Raw genomic sequence first — 21,390 nt, 5'->3', positions numbered from 1 at the left:
GGACAGCAAGGACTTTGTCCTGCCATTATTAAGGTATCACTATCCATATACCGTTAATAATGCATCGTTAATAAAACATCATTCATAAATACCTCTAAAAATTCAGAACAAAATAAGAATGAGTTCAATATAAAACTACCATCAAAAAACCAAGCGAAGACGGTAACACTTATACGGCTAGCGAGGATGGCATGGTAGTCAACTATAGTGAACTGACTTCAGAAGGAAAGCAGGCATGGAACGCACAGCTTCTACTACCCAAACCCCCAATGCTAATAGCGCTTATATTAGCAGCGACCAAATTAGCAACGACCAGACCAACAATGAAAAGCAACCCTATGTGTCGCATCAAATTGATGCCAATGGTCACATTGATTATAGTGACGATGAGCACGCCATATGGCAAACGCTGCTTGCAAGCCAAGCCCAGCAAATACCCGATCGCGCCTGCTCAGAGTATCTAGTAGGGCTGGACAAGCTAACCCTCCCTACCAACCAAATCCCACAACTTTATGATATCGACGCGGTACTACAAGACGCCACAGGTTGGCAGACAGCCGCTGTGCCTGCGTTGATTAGCTTCGGTAAGTTCTTTAAACTCTTAGCAAATAAACGCTTCCCAGTAGCCACTTTTATCCGTCGTTCTGAGGATATGAACTATATCGAAGAGCCTGATATTTTTCATGAAATTGTAGGACACTGTCCGCTGCTTACCCATCCTGCCTTTGCCGCTTTTAACGAGACTTATGGCAAGCTGGGGTTGAATGCCAGTAAAGAAGAGCGGATGTGTCTGGCGCGGTTGTACTGGTTTACCATCGAGTTTGGCTTGGTGGGACAAAGCAGTGACCAAGGCAAGGAATCTCGTAGAATTTATGGCGGCGGTATATTAAGCTCACCCTCTGAAACCGTATATGCGTTGAGCGACGAGCCGGACTGCCGGGAATTTGATTTGTTGGATGTGTTACGTACCCCTTATCGTATAGATCACATCCAGCCTATCTATTACGCCATCGATGATTTAGATACGCTGTTTGATATTTTGAATAGCGACATCATGGGTTATGTCAAAAAGGCTATGAGCCTTGGGCTATTTGACGCTACTTATGCATAAAGCTATTTATATATAAAGACGTTCTAGCTTTCATTAGCCTAGCTGTCATTAGCTTAACTGGCATGAGTATTGTTAGCGCCTACAATAAAGATCATAAGCATTAGTACGTCTTTGAGCTACTTTGTGTCTTTTGTTATTTATCACTTAAAATATTGCTGCTATAAACTAATCATCAAATAAACGAGTCATCAAATAAATTATCAATAGCATAAATTTAAACCAAGGAGATTATTATGTCCGAATTATCACAAGCCAGCTGTGAAGTCTGCCGTATCGGTGCACCAACAGTCAGCGATGTAGAGGCAAGCGAGCTGTTAAAACAGATTCCTAATTGGTCATTGATTAATGTTGATGGCGTCAATCAATTGCAGCGTAAATATAAGTTTAAAAACTTCGTCAAGGCTATGGCATTTGCCAATCAAGTTGGCGATATTGCCGAAGCAGAAGGGCATCACCCTGGCATGTTGGTGGAATGGGGCAAAGTGACGGTCACTTGGTGGTCGCACAGTATCAAAGGTTTGCATAGTAATGACTTCATCATGGCAGCAAAGACAGATGAATTGTTGAGCCAATAACTTCAATACTTTTTTAATCACTAATCACTAATCACTAATCACTAATCACTAATTATTTTTCGTTAGTATTCCGTCATCAATCTTTAGCCGTCAGTTTTTAAGTATTTAAAAATAATAGGCAACATAAGGATGTGTTATGCCTCCACAAGTACTTACCGAGCTATCTCCTAAGGTAGCTTTTATCATTGCTAGCGTGGTCATCGCGATTATGGGTGTCACCATGATTGGCTTTGGCTGGGTTCCGCACCTATCATTAATGCTTGCTATTGCTGTTTTGCTGGCCCTAGGTATGTTTCAGGGCTTAAGCTTTGAGAAGATGCAGGAACAAATGTCCTCAGGCGTCGTCAGTGGTATTGGTGCTATCTATTTATTATTCTTTATTGGATTGCTAGTCGCCGCTCTCATGATGTCGGGCGCTATTCCAACCATTATGTATTATGGTTTTGATCTCATCTCACCGCAGTATTATTATATCTCTGCCTTTGTCTTGACCTCAATTATCGGAGTAGCGCTGGGAAGTAGTTTGACCACGGCAGCGACTATAGGCGTGGCCTTTATTGGCATGAGTAATGCTTTTGATGCCAACGTTGCTATCGCTGCAGGTGCCATAGTCTCAGGCGCATTCTTCGCCGACAAAATGTCCCCACTATCAGATACTTGTACGCTTGCTTCTTCTGTTGTAGGCATTGATTTGTTCGAGCATATTCGTAATATGATGTATACCACAGTACCTGCATGGCTCATCACTGCGGGGCTGTTTTGGTTCTTCTCTGGGCAGGCGGGTACCGGCAATTTAGATCAAGTTACCTTGCTTCAGTCGCAGCTGGTCGATAGCGGCTTAGTGCATGGTTATTCAGTACTACCGTTTATCGTGTTGGTCGTGTTGGCGTTATGCCGAGTGAATGCGATCTATACCATTATTTACACGATTGCTACCGCTTTACTCATTACCTATTTGCACAGTACCCCCAGTATCGGACAGTTAGGCGGCTATATGTTTGGCGGCTATGCGCCTGCCGAAAACCTAGAGCTAGGCGAAGTAGGCGGCATGATCTCACGCGGTGGTATGCAGAGCATGTTCTTTACACAGACTATTGTTATCTTGGCATTAAGTTTAGGTGGTCTGCTACGCGCATTGGGTATCTTGCCTGCGCTGCTGTTAGGTATCAGAGATATGCTGACCAGTTCAGGTCGCGCCATCTTTGCCGCCGCTATGGCAGCCTTAAGTATCAACGTCCTAATCGGTGAGCAGTATTTAAGTATCCTATTGTCAGGTACCGCTTTCCGTCCGACCTTTGAGCGCTTGAATCTACATCCTAAGAACTTATCACGCACCATTGAAGATGCTGGCACGGTAATTAATCCACTGGTCCCTTGGAGTGTGTGCGGTGTGTTTATCAGTCAAGCTTTAGGCGTGCCAGTGCTTGAGTATCTGCCTTATGCCTTCTTCTGTTATCTGTCGCTGCTGCTGACGATATTATTTGGCTTTACTGGGTTTACTATTACTAAGCTAGATCCAGTAAAACAAGAAGTTATGAATTAATCAATATTTTAGTGGTTGTAGCACACTTTAATAATGGTTTTATATTTCGATATTATCAGTGCATAATAAAACTACGATAAGACGTATAGGTAAATAGTTTCTTCAGTACAAATATACAAGCGGTATTGGGATAAGCTAAAAGACAATCGTTAATTGAATAGCCGTAAAAAACGCAGGCAATATTATGGATTCACTCCTTAATATTGCCTTTTTTTATTTGATAAATAGTGGTTAATTCCTCATCTCAGAATGATCAAATTATTAGGTAAACATATCTAATTTCAACATAATCCTTCGTCAAAATTCGCCTATTTCTTGGCCGACTCTCATCTTTATACTTTCTTTATATCCTACCTCCTCATCTTAATAACACTTTTATACCTCTCGCAGCATACTAACTAGATTATTCAATGAGCAGCAAGGTTTTAGTAAGCTGGTAGCAGTCCATTGGTGAACGATAATAAAACTGTCAGCAAACTAATAACGGTTATTACGATTATCACCGTGTCTACGCCATCGATTATCACTGCTTCCTGACTACCCATTAGCTAACCGTTTCTATTGATTTTAGGAGAGTGCCATGGAAGTGTTTGCCGGGTTTATTGCCCTAGGTTTATTTGTCTACTTGTTATACGTACTGATTAAGCCGGAGGCGTTCTAATGACCATGCACGCATTATCTCAGCTGCTTATTTACCTTCTCATCTTATTTACTCTGGGGTATTTTTTATCAGGCTACATTATGCAGCGTATGCAGGCGCCGATATCCCGTCTTGAATCGCGTGGCTTTACGTCACTTGGCATGCTTGGACGAGATAGCAAAGGTAATATTGCGTCTGGGATGAATTGGAAACAGTATGCACTCGCTATTGTTTTGTTCAATGTTATTGGTTTTTTGGCGCTATTTATATTGCAACTGATGCAAGGTAATTTGCCACTGAATCCTGCTGGCATGACCGGGCTCACTTTGGACTTGGCCATGAATACGGCCATTAGTTTTATGACCAATACTAACTGGCAGGCCTATGGCGGTGAGAGCACGATGAGTTACCTCACGCAAATGCTGGGCATGTCGCTACAAAACTTTTTGTCAGCAGCAACGGGGATTGCCGTCGCTTTTGCCTTGATGCGTGGCTTGGTGTTTAAGAAAAGTGCTCACCTTGGTAATGCGTGGGTCGATTTATGGCGCTGTAATATTTATATTCTATTACCCATAGCGACAATCATCGCGCTTCTATTAATGAGTCAAGGCGTTGTACAAACCCTATCGACCTATATGGACGTGCAAACTCTACAAGGTGATACCCAAACCATCGCCTTAGGACCAGTCGCGTCACAAGAAGCGATTAAAATGTTAGGTACTAACGGCGGTGGTTTCTTTAACGCCAACTCTGCCCACCCGTTTGAAAACCCCACGCCTTTTTCTAATTTAATTCAGATGCTCGCTATTTTTCTTATTCCTACTTCACTGTGTTTTTGTCTCGGTAAGATGAGTGGCAACTTGAAGCAAGGGGTGGCTATATTAGCAGCCATGACCCTATTGTTCATCGGTATGTATTCATTAACTGTGAGTAGTGAACTTGCTGGTAACCCTTGGTTGACATTACAAGTGTCAGGGCTAACCGCTGCTGATGTCAGTGGCAATATGGAAGGTAAAGAAGTGCGCTTTGGTATTGTGGCCTCATCGTTATTTGCCACTATTACTACTGCGGCATCATGTGGTGCGGTAAATGCAATGCATGATTCATTTACACCTATGGGCGGCTTTGGTTTGATGTTACAGATGCAGTTAGGTGAAGTGGTATTTGGCGGTGTTGGAGCCGGACTATACGGCATGTTGTTATTTGCAATATTGGCTGTGTTTGTATCAGGACTCATGATTGGGCGGACACCAGAATATCTCGGTAAAAAAATTGAGCCGTTTGAGATGAAAATGGTGGTATTGGCGTTACTTGCTGCTCCTAGCATGGTGCTATTAGGAACGGCGATTAGTGTTATGACTACGAGCGGTCAAGCAGGGATTTTTAATCCTGGCGCTCATGGTTTCAGTGAAGTGCTGTATGCCTTTAGCTCTGCTGCCAATAATAATGGTTCTGCTTTTGCAGGATTGGGGGCCAATTCAGTTTTTTATAACACCATGCTTGGGATTGCGATGGTGGTCGGGCGTTTTGGGGTCATCATTCCAGTGCTGGCTTTGGCAGGATCGTTGGCGAAAAAGCCAAGACTCGAAGTCAATAGCGGTACTTTGCCGACGACCACGCCATTATTTGTAGGGCTGTTAGTCGGAACCGTATTGATGATTGGTGCATTGACCTTTATACCTGCGTTAGCACTTGGACCTATCATAGAACAAATTTGGATGTTAGCGGGCTAGTGGCTGTATGTTGGCTTATGTTTGGCTAGAGCCACACAAATTAGCATTTACCTCATCAGTGATGAATTGACCCAATTTTATGATTATGTTAGGAAAATAAACCATGAGCATTTCACTAGATTCTAATACTCAGGCAATAAATTTGCCATCACAGCAAGACCCCGATAAATCCGACTTACCCGAAAAATCTTCACAAGGTCTTTTTGATCCGGCGCTGATTAAACCGGCACTAAAAGATGCGCTACTCAAGCTTGATCCTCGCGTTCAGTGGCGCAATCCGGTGATGTTCGTTGTTTATATCGGCTCATGGTTGACGACTATATTAGCCATTAGCATGCTAATCCAAGGTCAAGCTGGATTGATCTTTACCTTATTGATTACGTTTTGGCTATGGTTTACCTTATTATTTGCCAACTTTGCTGAAGCGTTAGCAGAAGGTCGCAGCAAAGCGCAAGCCTCTAGTCTTAAGCAGGCACGTCAAGATGTGCAAGCTCGTAAGCTTGCTGATAATGACCGACTGTCTGCTGCCACTATGATACAGGCCACTGAACTCAATCAAGATGACATTGTCTTAGTACAAATGGGAGAAATCATTCCAGCAGATGGTGAGGTGATAGAGGGTCTTGCCTCAGTCGATGAATCAGCCATTACTGGTGAATCCGCTCCTGTCATTCGTGAAAGTGGCGGTGATTTTAACGCAGTCACTGGCGGTACTAAAGTCTTGTCTGACTGGCTGATCATTCGTATTACCCAAGCGCCGGGGCAAGGATTTTTAGATAGGATGATTGCCTTGGTAGAAGGGGCCAAACGTACCAAAACGCCCAATGAGATTGCGCTGACTATTTTGCTTATTGCCCTGACCCTAATATTTCTCATGGTGTGTGTCACTCTATTGCCGTTCTCTCAGTTTGCGGTGCTCGCATCGGGTCAAGGCGAACCCATCTCTATTGTTATCTTAGTCGCATTACTGGTTTGCCTTATTCCAACAACGATTGGCGGTTTATTATCGGCTATTGGCGTAGCAGGCATGAGCCGTATGATGCAAGCCAATGTCATTGCGACCTCCGGACGTGCAGTAGAAGCGGCGGGCGACGTCGATGTGCTATTGCTCGATAAGACCGGCACCATTACTTATGGCAATCGTCAAGCTTCATTATTTCTGCCATCGAATGGTATTAACGAGAGCTTGCTGGCTGAAGTGGCATTGATTAGCTCGCTAACCGATGAGACGCCCGAAGGTCGCAGTATCGTCAAACTCGCACAAAGTCGTTTTGATATCGATGAAAATGTCTGGAAGTCAAAGCCATTTGAAACTATCGAATTTACGGCACAAACTCGAATGAGTGGTACCGATATTGAACAACGTCACATCCGTAAGGGCGCTTATGATGCCATTGTAAATTGGGTGACAGAACAAGGTGGCACACTCCCTAGTAATTTGGAGCAACAAGTAGAAGAAGTGGCTCGCCGCGGTAGTACCCCACTGTTAGTTGCAGAGGGTCAGCAGATATTGGGCGTCATTGAGCTAAAAGACGTGGTCAAATCTGGTATCAAAGAGCGTTTTGCTGAATTGCGCAAAATCGGTATTACTACCGTGATGATTACTGGCGACAATCCTTTAACGGCTGCTGCTATCGCTGCTGAAGCTGGGGTTGATGACTTTATGGCGGAGGCCACACCAGAACAAAAACTTGAGCTGATTCGTAGTTACCAGCGCCAAGGTAAACTGGTGGCGATGACTGGCGATGGTACCAATGACGCGCCAGCACTTGCCCAAGCTGATGTTGCCGTCGCTATGAATAGTGGTACTCAAGCGGCCAAAGAAGCCGCAAACATGGTGGATTTGGACTCAAATCCGACCAAACTTATTGAAGTGGTGCAAACCGGTAAGCAGATGTTGATGACCCGCGGGGCGCTGACGACTTTTAGTTTGGCCAATGACGTCGCCAAATATTTTGCGATTATTCCAGCAGCCTTTGCGGGTACTTACCCTGCCTTAAACGTTTTAAATATTATGCAGTTGGGCAGCCCAAAGAGCGCTATTTTATCAGCGGTTATTTTTAATGCCTTAATCATTGTATTTCTAATTCCACTAGCGCTGCGCGGGGTCAAGTATCGTCCAGACTCTGCTATTAACCTATTGCGCCGAAACCTTTTGATATATGGCTTGGGCGGATTGCTGCTACCGTTTGTGGGTATTAAAATTATCGATATGCTCATTAATTTATTGCAATTGGTCTAACCAGTCATAAGGAATATTACTATGCACACTCATTCTCACCCAGACACTAACACTAAGCCATCCCTGCAAGATGTAACAACTGATACCAGCGACCCATTGAATAATGTTGCTACTCATATGCCGATGCTCAAACCTGCTATATTGTTATTTATCCTATTAAGTATTATTTTAGGATTATGCTATCCATTACTGATGACTGGCGTTGCGCAAGCTACTATGCCCAATCAAGCAAATGGCAGCTTAATAGAAAAAAATGGACAGTTAGTTGGTTCTACACTTATCGGTCAACAGTTTGATCAACCACAATATCTATGGACGCGTCCTTCTGCTGCAGGTGACGGTTATGATGCGACTCAATCTTCAGGTAGTAATTTAGGGCCTTTAAATCCTGAACTGGCCACCAGTGTCGCAGCGCAAGTACAGAAGCTAAAGGCAGCTGATCCACAGAATAAAGCGCCCATTCCAATTGACTTGGTAACCATGTCGGGAAGTGGTTTGGATCCGCATATCTCACCTGCGGCCGCACAATGGCAAGCAACTAGAGTGGCTCGTATACGCGGAATAAGCGTTGAGCAAGTACAAAAAGCCATCAACGACCATACCGAAGGTAAGCAGTTCAATGTATTTGGAGAATCTCGCGTCAATGTGTTGGCTGTGAACTTGGCTTTAGATGAGATATCTGCCCTCCCAGCTAAATAACGGTTAATTAGAAATTGACGTATTAAATCAGTCATTGATAAGCATTAATGAGCATTGTTATGCATGATAACCGACCTAACCCAGAAGATTTATTGCAGCAAATCAAGCAGCAAGAAAATGCGCTTAGTAGAGGTAAGTTAAAAATCTTCTTTGGGTCTTCTGCTGGGGTTGGTAAAACTTATGACATGCTGTCTTCCGCTCATCAAGCGCAAGCGCATGGACTAGATGTATTGGTTGGCATTGTAGAAACACATGGCCGCAGTGAAACGGCTGCGCTGTTGCAAGGACTGATATTGTTACCATTGCGCGAGATTGAATATCGAGGGCAAGTTTTAAAAGAGTTCGATATTGATGCAGCGCTAGCTTGCCATCCAGACATCTTGCTGGTTGATGAGCTAGCGCATAGCAACGTCTCTGGATCTCGGCATCCGAAACGTTGGCATGATGTTGAAGAACTACTAAAAGCGGGTATCAGTGTTTACACCACCTTAAATGTTCAACATTTAGAAAGTTTAAATGATGTGGTTAATCAAATTACTGGGGTAGTGGTGCAAGAAACCTTACCCGATTGGTTTTTTGATCAAGCTAATGAGGTGGTATTAGTTGACTTACCGGCAGATGAATTATTAGCGCGTCTTCACGAAGGTAAGGTATATATTCCAAGCCAAGCCAAACATGCTATCAACAATTTCTTTCGAAAAGGTAATTTGATTGCCCTGCGAGAGCTGGCATTACGCCGAACTGCAGACCTAGTCGATGCCGATATGCAAGATTATCGCAACCAGTCTAGGATTTCACCAATCTGGAATACGGCGGATCAGCTGTTGGTTGGCATTGGCACACGAGAGCATAGTGAACGCCTCATACGTCATGCTGCTAGACTTGCCAGTAGCTTACATTCTCAGTGGTACGTGGTTCATGTCGAGACGCCTCGAAGTCTACGCAAGTTCTCTAATAATAAGCAACAGGTGTTAGAAGCGTTGCGTTTGGCAGATGAGCTTGGCGCAAAAACTGAAATTATTAGTGCCATCACAGTGGCGGAAGGATTGGCCAGCTATGCCCATCAGTTCAACATTGGCCGCATTATTATCGGACAGAATTATGCCAATTATACTAGCCGTTCCAGAGCTTATCGTTGTGGACAATCGCTGGTAAAGCTTATCTCACAGCAAGATGTTAATTTAGATTTAATACTAGTGAATCAAACTAAAAAGACCACTAAGCATACCAGTAATCGTCAGCTCCCTTCTTGGGATATTGCAGCCTTGTCTTCTGTAGATAATCGTAACGGTTATCTGATGGCAGTATTGGGTTGCGGGCTAGTAACCATTACCTTAGTAGCACTTACGCGCTGGTTTGATTTAGCCAACGTGGTCATGCTGTACTTATTGGTGATTGTTTTTATCTCGGCACGCTTTGGCCGCGCTCCTGGTATATTGGCTGCTTTTTTGAGTGTGTTAAGTTTTGACTTATTTTTTGTTGAGCCAAAGCTGTCCTTTAATGTCAGTGACGTCCAGTATTTAGTTACTTTTGCGGTCATGATGGTCGTCTCTTTAATCATTAATAACTTAGCCGTTGGACTACGATTTCAGGCACAAACCGCCCGTAAACGTGAACAGCAGGCGATATCTATGAGCTATCTTGCTCAAAGCCTGAGTGCTGCTCGCAAAAATGATGACATTATCAGCCAAGCTACCGTTTGGCTCACCAAACATATCGCTAGCAAAGCAATCATGGTCATGCCCAATGCTGAAGGCAAGCTTGCTATCGTATCAGAGTCAGCTGTCCCAGCAGAATTCAATTGGAACGTGACCCGATGGGTATTTGACCATAATGAAAGCGCTGGCCTTGCGACCAACACGCTTACCGCCAATCCTATGCACTATCGAGCGCTCGCCACCTCAAGTCAGGTACTTGGCGTATTGGCATTGATGCCAGCAGATATCGACAATTTTAACCAACCCGAGCAACAACGAACCCTTGATGTCGCTATTGCCCAAATAACCTTAGCCTTAGAGCGCGTCTATTATGCAAAAGTGGCACAAAACGCGCTTATAAAAGTAGAGTCAGAACGACTTCGCGGGACGCTACTATCGGCGCTGTCTCATGATATTCGCACGCCCATTACAGTATTATCTGGTTTGGCCTCATCGCTTACTACCCAGACTTTAACAGTATCTGAGCAAAAGCAACTGGCAACTGATATTGAACAGCAAGCAAACGTGATTCAGCGGTTGGTGATTAATATTTTAGATTATGTGTCGCTACAGTCTGGGGGTATGAAACTGAATAAACAGTGGGTGAGCCTAGAGGAGATTGTTGGGAGTAATATCCGTCAGCTTGAGCATTTTCTAAAAACCCGTCAAGTTGTCATAGACATTCCTCATGATGTTGAATTTATCTATACCGATGAGTTAATTCTGTCACGTATTTTAAACAATCTAATCACTAATGCTATAAATTACACCCCAGATGACGCCTCTATTTGCATCAAAGTCATACTTAACCAGCAGCAGTATCAAATAACAGTGACAGATACCGGAGAAGGGTTACCTGTAGGTATGGAAGCACAAATATTTGAGCGCTTCACCCGAGGAAGTTCTGAAAGTACGACAACGGGCCTGGGATTGGGATTGGCATTGAGCAGAGATTTAGTTACACACTTAGGGGGCACCTTAAGCGCTAACAACGTACAACCTCACGGTGCACAATTTATCATCACGCTACCTTGGCAACCTTTGCCTGAACAGGACTTGTTGAGTAACCACTTTATACCAAGCAACCCAACTGTTGAGAATGTCGTGAGACCAGAGAATTTTTAGCCTCAGTATATAAAATATATTCGGCAAACTCAGCACGACAACTGATATATCATAAGGTAAATATAAACAGCGAATAATATACTTATGAAGACCATATTAATCATTGAAGATGAAGCGCATATTGCACGATTTATCAAAACGGCTATGGAGCAAGAAGGCTATCAAGTCTATATAGCCGATAGCGCGCACCGAGGTTTGATTGAAGCGGCATCGCGCCGTCCTGACTTATTGATATTAGATTTAGGATTGCCTGACGGCGACGGTTGTGACGTCATTACAGATATTAGAACGTGGTCATCGTTGCCTATATTAGTATTATCGGCTCGCAGTGATGAACAAGATAAAATTAAAGCGTTGAATTTAGGAGCAGATGATTATCTAGTAAAACCCTTTAGCATGGGCGAATTAACGGCGCGTGTTAATGCTCATATGCGGCGCTGGCAGGTCGGTCATGAAGCACCCGTTCAGTTAGAGCTTGGTGATGTCAGTATTGATCTTATCCAAAGGCAAGTAAAGAAAAATGGACAAGAAATCCATTTAACCCCTATTGAATATCGTCTACTTACAGTACTGATTCGCCATGCAGAAAAAGTACTTACACACAAACAACTACTCAATGAAGTTTGGGGTAAAGGTCATAACCATCAAGAACATTATGTTCGTATATTTATGTCAAATTTACGGCAAAAACTAGAAGACAACCCATCTCGACCTAATTATTTCTTAACGGAAATTGGCGTTGGTTATAAACTACATATCCCTAAAAGCTGATAAAAAACCATATTATTAGTGTACATGCCTTGCTGGCTATTCATTACACTTCGATAAATCAAATTAAATAAATTAACACTTAATCCATAGACTAGACATCGTGCGCCATCTAAAATTTTATTATCATCCGCCAGCGAGAAGCCAGCATGTCTAACTTGACGTTAACAATCAATCAGCAGAATTATGACTTTGATAATCTTGACCCGCGGACGACACTGCTTGATGTCTGCCGTCATCATCTACACATTACCGGACCAAAGAAGGGCTGTGATCACGGGCAGTGTGGCGCATGCACTATGCTGGTCAATGGACGGCGGATTAATTCTTGCTTGGCACTAGCGGTCATGCATGATGGCGATGAAATCACTACTATTGAGGGTATTGGAATGCCTGAATCGCTATCGGACTTGCAACAAGCCTTTAAGGATCACGATGCGTTTCAGTGTGGTTATTGCACGCCGGGACAGATTTGTTCAGCGACTGCACTGATAGAAGAGCTCAAACAACAATGGCCCAGTCATGTGACTACTGATTTGCAGAATCCAGATGGACTATTAGTGCAAGAGATTGCTGAGCGCATGAGCGGCAATATTTGCCGTTGTTCAGCCTATCCCAATATTATTAAGGCCATTCAACAAGTCATCGAAAACCAAATTCCAGACCAGTCTTCGATGTCAGCGACGTCTTCTAATTCAGTAAAAAATTCAGCGATAAGCGGTATTTGGTCGCCGCCGCCCAGTGAAACTCAACTCAGTAAGCAATCAACAAGTAAGGAGTCGACAAGTAAGCAGTCGACAAGCAGTAAGACTAAAGGAGAGCGCTCATGAAACGCTTTGAATATATCCGTGCCCTTGAACCTCAGCAAGCGGTGATGTTTGCTACTCCTGAAGACGCTTCGTTTATCGCCGGTGGCACCAATCTACTGGACTTAATGAAGTTTGAAATTGAAACCCCTCTCAAGTTGGTTGATATTAACCGACTAGAGCTAGAGCAAGTTGAGACTACCGCTGATGGCGGATTGCGTATCGGTACACTAGTGACCAATAGTGATTTGGCCGTACATCCGACGATTATTGCAAGCTATCCGGTACTAGCCCGGGCAATCTTAGCTGGCGCATCAGGGCAGTTACGTAACAAGGCAACCACAGGCGGTAATCTATTACAGCGCACCCGTTGCTATTACTTCTATCAAACAGACAGTCCGTGTAATAAGCGCGAGCCGGGTTCTGGATGTCCTGCAATCAATGGCGAGAACCGTTCGCTGGCCATTTTGGGTACTAGTGATGCTTGTATTGCCCAGCATCCCTCCGATATGGCAGTCGCTATGCGCTTGCTGGATGCCATTATTGAGACTCACAAGCCAGATGGTTCAACCCGTCAGATTGCGATTAAAGATTTTTATTGCTTGCCAAAAGATACCCCACATATTGAAACCGTCTTAGAGTCGGGTGAGCTCATTACTCACATTATTCTCCCAGCACCTATCAAAGGAATGCATACCTATGACAAAGTACGTGATCGTGCTTCTTATGCCTTTGCTCTAGTGTCTTGTGCTGCGGTAATAGATGCTGATGAGAGCGGTAAAATGTCTACTGTACGTTTAGCGTTTGGCGGTATTGGTACTCAGCCATGGCGCAATGAAGCGGTTGAGGCAGTGTTAACTGGCACAGATGGCAATACTGACGTCATTACGCAAGCGGCAGATTTATTATTAAAAGAGGCCAAAGGCAGTGGTCAAAATGACTTTAAAATACCATTGACGCGTCGTCTGCTAAAGCAGGTCATTCAACGCGCGTTAGCGGACTGTTCATTAGAGAATAAGGGAGCATAATCATGGCACTATTCAATTCAGGAGTTAAATCAGAACCTACCAAAAAGATGACCATGGATGAGCCCGTTGATTCCCTTTTTGACAAAACCCCGAGTCAATTGGTTGGTAAGCCTATCAATCGTGTAGATGGCTCACTAAAAGTCAGCGGTCAAGCAACGTATTCGGCAGAGTTTCATCTTGAGGATCAAGTTTACGGCGTTTTAGTCAGCGCGACCATTGCCAAAGGAAAAATCAAGCACATCGATAGCAGTGCAGTGGAGCAGATTCCAGGAGTGATTAAGGTTGTCACTGACCCCAAGCATTTTCTACGTAATGCTGCACAGGGCGGAGCAAAAAAAGCACCTACCCAAGGCGTGACTGAGGTTTTTTACCATGGTCAACCCATTGCAGCGGTTATCGCGGAGACTTTTGAGATTGCCACTGAAGGCGCTAAAGCGCTCAAAGTGACTTATACAGATGAGACAAAAGATGCCGTAATAGATTTTGAGGCGGCGCTGTCTGACGCTCATCCGGTTGATGAAGCGAAAGGCTCTGATAAGAATCAAACCCAAGGCGACCCTGAGCAAGGGCTGATTGATTCTGAGGTCTCACTTGACCATGTCTATCATACGCCCAGTCAGAGTAATTCACCCATGGAGCCGCATGCAACGCTAGCACACTGGGAAAACGATAAGCTAATCATGTATACCTCTAACCAAATGCTGGCATCGTCTAAACAGCAAATTGCTGATGCCTTAGGTTTGGATAGCGACAAAGTGCAATTGATTGCCCGTTATGTCGGTGGTGGCTTCGGTAGTAAGCTTGGGATTGCTCCCGAATCAATCGCGGCAGCCCTCTCTGCCAAAGAATTAGGTCGCCCAGTATTAATTGTCATGACTCGTCCGCAAGTTATGGAAGCGACCGTAAGACGCTCAAATACCCGTCAGCGCATAGGTATTGGTTGTGATAAAGACGGTATGATTAATACTTTTATTCACAATAGTATTTCCAGTAATTTGCCAGGTGAAACCTTTTTCGAACCTGTTGCGGCGTCTACGCATTACCTATACCGCGGTGAGAATCGTCAGGTCGAGTACCAGATGATCGATACCAATCAAGTACTATCCGGTTCCATGCGCGCGCCGGGTGAAGCGGTTGGGCAAATCGCAGTCGAATGTGCGATGGATGAGTTAGCTATTAAGCTTGACATGGATCCACTTGAGCTACGCCGCCGTAATGAGCCAACTCAAGACCCGAGTAAAGACATTCCTTTTTCAACTCGAAGTTTAGTCGCTTGTATGGATGAAGCTGCTGAACAGTTCGGTTGGAAGGAGCGCAATGTTGTCCCTGCCAGTCGTTTGGAAGGGGACTGGTGGATGGGTATCGGTATGGCAGCGGCTGCCCGTGGTAACCAATTACAACCTTCTGAAGCGCGGGCAACCCTACAAGTTGATAGCTCAAAAGAGCTTGGCGTCAAAGCGGTTATTGAGACCGACATGACCGATATCGGAACCGGATCTTATACCGTATTTACCCAAGTAACCGCCGATTTATTAGGTCTGCCTATCGACCATATTGAGATGAAGCTTGGTGATACCAGTCTGCCACCATCTCCAGGTTCTGGCGGTAGCGTTGGTGCTTCAAGCGCAGGTAGTGGTATTTATCTGGCTTGTCAGCAGCTGCGTGAGATACTCGCGGAAAAGGTTGGTTTGTATCCCGATACTATCCAGTTGCGTGCAGGTCAACTTGAAAAAGTAGGTGAGCACAACGTCACGACTACAGAAGCGGTAATGGAAGCTGGCAAAGACGTCGCCACTGATCTTATAGATAAAACCACTAACTTCGTTGATAAATTAGCAGAGAGAACAGGCCTGTCTATGCCTGAGCAAGAAAGCTCTCAAGAAAAAGGCTCTCAGCAAGAAAGCTCTGAACAAAAAGAATATGACTTTAGCAACGCCCAAAGCTATTCATTAGCAGAAATTATCGGCCAATACGATGAGCAAAAGCTCAGTGCTAAAGGACAAATAAAACCTGGCAAAAATGGTAAAGACTATCGTCAGGCATCCTACGGTGCTCAGTTCGCTGAAGTAGCGGTGCACCGAGTCACCGGTGAAATTCGAGTTAAACGCATGACGGGCGCATTCGCTGCCGGGCGTATTCTCAATCACAAAACGGCTACCTCACAGTGTTACGGCGGTATGGTGTTTGGCATTGGTTCAGCCCTGATGGAACAAATTATCCATGATAAGCAGGATGGTCGCCTGTGTAATCATGACTTGGCGGAGTATCACGTTCCCGTTAATGCGGATGTACCCCAAATAGAGGTAATCTTGATAGAAGAAGACGACCCCTATACCAATCCTATGCATACTAAAGGTATTGGCGAGACCTCTATTTCAGGTGCCGCCGCTGCCATAGCCAACGCTATCTACAACGCGGTCGGTATTCGGGTTCGTGATTTTCCGATTACTTTAGATAAGCTACTCGACCAACTTCCCGATTGATTTTTTATTAACATTAATTATTTCTAATTTAGAAAAACCCGCTATTTAAACGGGTTTTTTTAAGCTTATTCTTTAAGCTATTTTTTAGGTTTATGAGGCGCGTTATGAATCAAGTTTCTGACATTCTTAACCTTGCTAGACAAGCTGCGCAACAAAACATCGATGCTGTATTGGCAACGGTGGTACATACTGAAGGCTCAGCTTATCGGCAGGCTGGCGCTATGATGCTTATTTGCGCTGACGGACGTTCAGTGGGGATGATTAGTGGCGGCTGCCTTGAACCACATATCATCAAACGTGCGTTCTGGTTAACCCGTCTTGGCGCTACGGTTCAGGTTTATCAAACCGGCGATGAGCAGACAGATACAGAGGGTGATTTTGAAGATGGCAGTGAAGGTGAAGAAAATAGCGACTTAGCCAGCGAGTTGAATTTTGGTTTAGGGTGTAACGGACGCGTGCATGTCTTGTTTGAGCGACTAGCAACAGCAAATTCCTTATTAAATTTAATGCGTAAGGTACGTCGCACGCAACAGCCAGTAATGATGGCAACTTTAATTAAATCCGATGACTATAAGAATAAAGACAGTCAACATCGAATTGGCATGCGATTGGATTTGGATGCTTATACCAATAGAAGGCAAGTGACTGCAGTTGATGCTAATAGTGGTTTAAGTCAAAGGGTACCTTATGCTTCAGATACGCTAATCGCTATGGCTAAAATATTATCAGAACATAAACTCAATAAAAAAAATGCCGAATACGTTGTCATAAAAAGTAAGGTAGAGCAGGGCTCAGCACAGAGTATTAAAGACAGAACCGTACAAACAGAATGGCTAGTACAACGACTGCAACCTCAAGTAAGGCTACTCATTTGCGGGGCAGGTACTGATGTGATGCCGCTTGTGACGATGGCGAAGTTGCAAGATTGGCATGTCACGGTCATAGACAGTCGCTCGCAGTATGCGACACGCATGCGTTTCCCTCAGGCAGATACGGTAATGTGCTTGTCGTTAGACGATAGCGAGACGTTAGTTGAGCTTAGCCAACACGCTGTCGTTGCCGTGATGTCGCATAGTTTGTCTCAAGACCGCGCTCGCCTTAAAGTGTTACTCGAATGCTCGTCTCAGTGTCAGTATGTTGGGCAACTGGGACCTCGTTATCGTACTGAACGCTTAATTAAAGAGATTAGCGCCGCAACTACAAATCCTGCTGTTTTAACGGAAGGTATTTCCCGCTTACATTATCCTATCGGCTATAAATTAGGCGGTGACGGACCTGAAGCCTTGGCACTAAGTATCATGGCACAAATGAGTGCGGTTATTCACGGTCAATCGCCACCAGTAATGCTGCTAGATAATAAACATAATCCACAAGTATCGATGCACTCTTTAAGCGCGCATAAGCATACAGATAACTATACGAATGACCATGCCCATAACTAAAGACCATGCCATTATTATTTTAGCGAGCGGTCTCAGCCAGCGTCTTGGTCAATACAAGCAACTATTAAGTAAAAATGGCGAACCGCTGATTTGCTATATGACTAAGCTGGTAGTGGTCACTCAACCTTATACCGTCATCGTTATTATTCCTGCCAATGATCCAGTGATCGTCAACGCGCTAGCAGAATTAATTATTAAAGAACCAAAGGTTCATACTGTGGTCAATCCGGTACCTGAAACCGGTATGGCGCACAGTCTATCTCTAGGTATTGAAACACTAACCCATCTTAATAGCCCATCAATTGATCGGGTGTTAATCATGGGGATCGACCAAGTCTTATTGGACAAACACCATCTAATCAATTTGCTGGCAGGCAAGACCCCTGTGGTTGCGAGCAGCTATCAACATTTGAATGAGAAGTTTCTTTCTGAGTCGAATAAAGAAAATATTGTTGGCTTACCCTTAGTAATTAGCTATGAGCTACTCAAACAATGGCAATCAGCGCTGATAGGAGATAAGGGTCTGCGGCATTTAATTAGAGCATTGCCACCCAATCAAATCAGTACCGTCATAAATCATCAGCTCAGTTATGATGTTGATACGCCTGATCAACTCGCCCACGCGCAACAACAAAGCTGGCTTGATTGATATGCGCTGAAAAACCGTAGACCTAAAACTGGCATAGTTGATCCAATTTAAAGACGATCCTATAGGTTAATGCCTAGGAATTATAAAAAGGAAAACAACACATGGATTGGGCCAGTATCTTTATTCATGACACGACTTGGACATTTGCCGCCGAAATTGTTATACGCGTGATCGTGATGTTTAGCATGATTATTTTATTTCTACGTTTTACTGGCAATCGTGGTGTTCGTCAACTATCAATTTTTGAGCTGACGATTATTTTATCGCTGGGTTCTATTGCGGGTGCCCCGATGTTCACCGAGGACTTACCGCTGATTCAGGCAGTACTGATTATGAGTATGGTGATTGCTCTATATCGGCTGTGTACTTGGACTATGATGAAATACCAGCCTTTTGAAGATTTTATAGAAGGAAGACAGATTTATATTGTAGAGAATGGCCAATTGATTCTCGATAAGATTGAACAGGGAGAAATGTCGCACGATGAGTTTTTTGCTGAAATGCACCAACAAGGTATTGAATGTTTATGAGGCAGTCGAGCAGATAGATTCGGGAACTTACTATGCTTGTATGCATTGCGGCTATGTCGATAATATCTCTAAGCCAAACCAGACTTGTATACGCTGCAAATATAATGATTGGGCCAAAGCTATCAATGTTGAGGTTATTAAGTAACTAGATTTTGATGATCTTTATCTTTTATTGACTACCTATTCAAAAACACTTAATAAACACAATCAGCACGCCCTATATTTTGTTAAAGAACTTTTATTTTGAGCTCTAAAGCGTCATCACATTATTCGCTCAAAAAACCACCACAAGGCAATGACAATACTGATCAGAGAACCTGCATAAAATATGACTGATTTGTAAAAACGCGTGTGACGTAGCAACAGCGCTATCGGAAATACTAAGACGATAAATACCAGCTGTCCCAGCTCTATTCCTACGTTAAAGCTTAATAGCGCTAGGGCACGCTCGCTTGCTGCTAATGGTAAGTCCACTAACACGTTGGCAGAGCCAAAATCATGAATGAGAGTGATCCACTAAACGACTTATTAATTAAATAAGAAATAGCCTGTATAGGTATTCATCTGCTCTAAGAAGTCTATATGGGTTTTACAGAGCACTACCTCCGTTAATACTACTCTTTAATCCCTATTAAGTAGTATTGAAAGTAGAATCTATACTGCTTTCGCTCAATAGTTAGCCTCACTACTTATTGGTATATTGCCCCTATTACAACGGTAGAAATTTACGATAGGGGCTATTTACTATGCATGCAAAAGAGCTACTTGAGCTTGAACGCCGAGAAATAAAAGCGCTTCACTATACGTGGATCGCTTTTTTTCTTACCTTCTATGTTTGGTTTAACATGGCGCCGCTAGCCACGTCTATGTTACAGACAGAAAGCTATTTGACGCCAGATCATATTAAGTTGTTTCTAATTGCAAACGTTGCTTTGACCATTCCTGGCCGAGTAGTCGTGGGAATGGCATTAGATCGTTTTGGACCTAGACGAGTATTCTCTATATTAATGGTGGTCATGGCGATACCGACTTGGTTTTTTGCCTTTGGTACTTCTGCCATGCAACTGTTCGTTGCACGATTATTTATGTCTATCGTCGGTGCCGGTTTTGTCGTTGGTATCCACATGACTGCCCTTTGGTTTAAGCCGAAAGATATTGGCTTTGCCGAGGGTTTTTATGCAGGGTGGGGGAACTTTGGCTCAGCAGCAGCGGCGATTACTATTCCGACGGTTGCGCTACAGTTCTTCGGTGGCGATGATGGTTGGCGCTGGGCCATTGCTTTGTCTGGCTTACTTATGGCGGCATATGGCGTTGCGTACTGGTTTCTGATTACCGATGGTCCAACGGCCGATACCCATAAAAAAGCACGTTCGGCTGGCGCCTTAGAGGTGTCTACTTGGGCAGATCTACTATTATATTGTTTATTTATTATTCCTTTATATGGGGTCTTATCGCTACTGGTCTATCGTACTCAAGGCATGGGATTTTTAAGTGAGACTGGCGCGTGGGTGTGCTATGGCGTTATCGGGTTAATGGTGCTATATCAAATTTATAAAGCCGTTAGCGTTAACGTCCCTATCATTAAGGCGGGGATTCCTGAAGATGATAAATATCCGTTTACCTCTGTTGCTGCGCTAAACGTAACTTACTTTGCTAACTTTGGGGCAGAGCTTGCGGTAGTGTCTATGCTACCGATGTTCTTTGCAGCGACCTGGAAACTTGATCCTACGGTAGCAGGCCTCGTTGCCTCAACTTTTGCCTTTGTTAACTTATGGGCAAGGCCACTTGGCGGCTATATCTCCGATCGAGTAGGCAATCGCCGTCTGGTTATGTTGATATATATGTTCGGCATTGGTATTGGATTTGGGCTAATGGGCTTATTAAATGCAGAATGGCCGTTATTTATTGCGGTGGTGTTTACCATTTTATGCTCAGTGTTTGTACAAGGCGCAGAAGGGGCGACTTTTGGGGTTATTCCTTCAATTAAGCGCCGTCTTACTGGTCAGATATCAGGTTTAGCAGGGGCTTATGGCAACGTGGGTGCGGTATTCTACTTGTTTGTATTTACCTTAGTTGAGCCCAATCAGTTCTTTTTTATTATCGCTATAGGTGCCTTTATTGCTTGGATACTTTGTTTCTTCTGGCTAAAAGAACCTGAAGACGGCTTTGGTGATGAGTATAAAATGTCATCAGTGGATATTCAGATTGCTAAAGAATATAACGGTTAGTATTGTTGTTCCGACGACTGTTTTTCCTGCAATTATTCTTCCGACGAATATAAAAAGCCACCTAATTTGTAGTTAGGTGGCTTTTCGTTTG

Annotated in this window: 16 protein-coding genes and 1 pseudogene; 16 read left to right on the top strand and 1 reads right to left on the bottom strand. The window is 43.9% G+C overall.

The window, feature by feature from the left end; genetic code table 11:
• Nucleotides 1-235 precede the first annotated feature (235 nt).
• From phhA to AAEY88_RS04680, 15 genes and pseudogenes are all read left to right on the top strand, one after another.
• Nucleotides 236-1,111 carry a phenylalanine 4-monooxygenase gene (gene phhA / locus AAEY88_RS04750; protein WP_350559797.1) on the top strand — a complete coding sequence of 292 codons (876 nt, stop codon included), beginning with the start codon at nt 236-238 and terminating at the stop codon, nt 1,109-1,111.
• 233 nt (nt 1,112-1,344) lie between these two features.
• Entirely contained in the window at nt 1,345-1,686 is a 342-nt protein-coding gene (locus AAEY88_RS04745; RefSeq protein ID WP_350559794.1) for a 4a-hydroxytetrahydrobiopterin dehydratase, read from the top strand.
• Nucleotides 1,687-1,822: 136 nt separating this feature from the next.
• Nucleotides 1,823-3,229, top strand: a complete 1,407-nt coding sequence (gene nhaC, locus AAEY88_RS04740) for a Na+/H+ antiporter NhaC (protein ID WP_350559791.1) — start codon at nt 1,823-1,825, stop codon at nt 3,227-3,229.
• Nucleotides 3,230-3,809: 580 nt separating this feature from the next.
• Entirely contained in the window at nt 3,810-3,890 is an 81-nt protein-coding gene (gene kdpF / locus AAEY88_RS04735) for a K(+)-transporting ATPase subunit F (RefSeq protein ID WP_193032053.1), read from the top strand.
• Nucleotides 3,890-5,602: a potassium-transporting ATPase subunit KdpA gene (kdpA, locus tag AAEY88_RS04730; RefSeq protein WP_350559788.1), complete on the top strand. Its 1,713-nt coding sequence runs from the start codon at nt 3,890-3,892 to the stop codon at nt 5,600-5,602. Before kdpF ends, kdpA begins: the two co-directional genes overlap by 1 nt.
• A 103-nt stretch (nt 5,603-5,705) precedes the next feature.
• Nucleotides 5,706-7,844: a potassium-transporting ATPase subunit KdpB gene (gene kdpB / locus AAEY88_RS04725; RefSeq protein ID WP_350559785.1), complete on the top strand. Its 2,139-nt coding sequence runs from the start codon at nt 5,706-5,708 to the stop codon at nt 7,842-7,844.
• 21 nt (nt 7,845-7,865) lie between these two features.
• Nucleotides 7,866-8,543, top strand: coding sequence for a potassium-transporting ATPase subunit KdpC (kdpC, locus tag AAEY88_RS04720; RefSeq protein ID WP_350559782.1), 678 nt, complete (start codon nt 7,866-7,868; stop codon nt 8,541-8,543).
• 59 nt (nt 8,544-8,602) lie between these two features.
• Nucleotides 8,603-11,365 carry a DUF4118 domain-containing protein gene (locus AAEY88_RS04715; protein WP_350559779.1) on the top strand — a complete coding sequence of 921 codons (2,763 nt, stop codon included), beginning with the start codon at nt 8,603-8,605 and terminating at the stop codon, nt 11,363-11,365.
• Between the two features lie 84 nt (nt 11,366-11,449).
• A complete protein-coding gene (locus tag AAEY88_RS04710) occupies nt 11,450-12,136 on the top strand; it encodes a response regulator (protein ID WP_350559776.1) in 687 nt (228 codons plus the stop codon).
• A gap of 146 nt (nt 12,137-12,282) precedes the next feature.
• On the top strand, nt 12,283-12,963 hold the full coding sequence (locus AAEY88_RS04705) for a 2Fe-2S iron-sulfur cluster-binding protein (protein ID WP_350559773.1): 681 nt from the start codon (nt 12,283-12,285) through the stop codon (nt 12,961-12,963).
• Nucleotides 12,960-13,967, top strand: a complete 1,008-nt coding sequence (locus tag AAEY88_RS04700; protein WP_350559770.1) for a xanthine dehydrogenase family protein subunit M — start codon at nt 12,960-12,962, stop codon at nt 13,965-13,967. The genes AAEY88_RS04705 and AAEY88_RS04700 overlap by 4 nt, the downstream gene beginning before the upstream one ends.
• A 2-nt stretch (nt 13,968-13,969) precedes the next feature.
• Nucleotides 13,970-16,450, top strand: coding sequence for a xanthine dehydrogenase family protein molybdopterin-binding subunit (locus AAEY88_RS04695; RefSeq protein ID WP_350559767.1), 2,481 nt, complete (start codon nt 13,970-13,972; stop codon nt 16,448-16,450).
• Nucleotides 16,451-16,554: 104 nt separating this feature from the next.
• On the top strand, nt 16,555-17,892 hold the full coding sequence (locus AAEY88_RS04690; protein ID WP_350559764.1) for an XdhC family protein: 1,338 nt from the start codon (nt 16,555-16,557) through the stop codon (nt 17,890-17,892).
• Nucleotides 17,879-18,541 (top strand): nucleotidyltransferase family protein, encoded by a 663-nt coding sequence (locus AAEY88_RS04685; protein ID WP_350559761.1) that lies wholly within the window; start codon nt 17,879-17,881, stop codon nt 18,539-18,541. Before AAEY88_RS04690 ends, AAEY88_RS04685 begins: the two co-directional genes overlap by 14 nt.
• A gap of 101 nt (nt 18,542-18,642) precedes the next feature.
• Nucleotides 18,643-19,216, top strand: a pseudogene (locus tag AAEY88_RS04680) (DUF421 domain-containing protein).
• A gap of 116 nt (nt 19,217-19,332) precedes the next feature.
• Here AAEY88_RS04680 and AAEY88_RS04675 read toward each other — a convergent pair.
• Nucleotides 19,333-19,575, bottom strand: a complete 243-nt coding sequence (locus tag AAEY88_RS04675; protein ID WP_350560462.1) for a HupE/UreJ family protein — start codon at nt 19,573-19,575, stop codon at nt 19,333-19,335.
• A gap of 242 nt (nt 19,576-19,817) precedes the next feature.
• Between AAEY88_RS04675 and AAEY88_RS04670 the strand changes: the two genes are divergently transcribed.
• Complete coding sequence (locus AAEY88_RS04670) at nt 19,818-21,299, top strand: MFS transporter (protein ID WP_350559758.1); 1,482 nt, start codon at nt 19,818-19,820, stop codon at nt 21,297-21,299.
• Nucleotides 21,300-21,390 lie beyond the last annotated feature (91 nt).

The organism is Psychrobacter sp. CAL346-MNA-CIBAN-0220 (assembly GCF_040309805.1).
In the GTDB taxonomy this organism is placed as follows: Bacteria; Pseudomonadota; Gammaproteobacteria; order Pseudomonadales; family Moraxellaceae; genus Psychrobacter.
The sequence above is the reverse complement of the archived record's forward strand: the minus strand, read 5'-3'. Positions and strand labels throughout refer to the sequence as shown.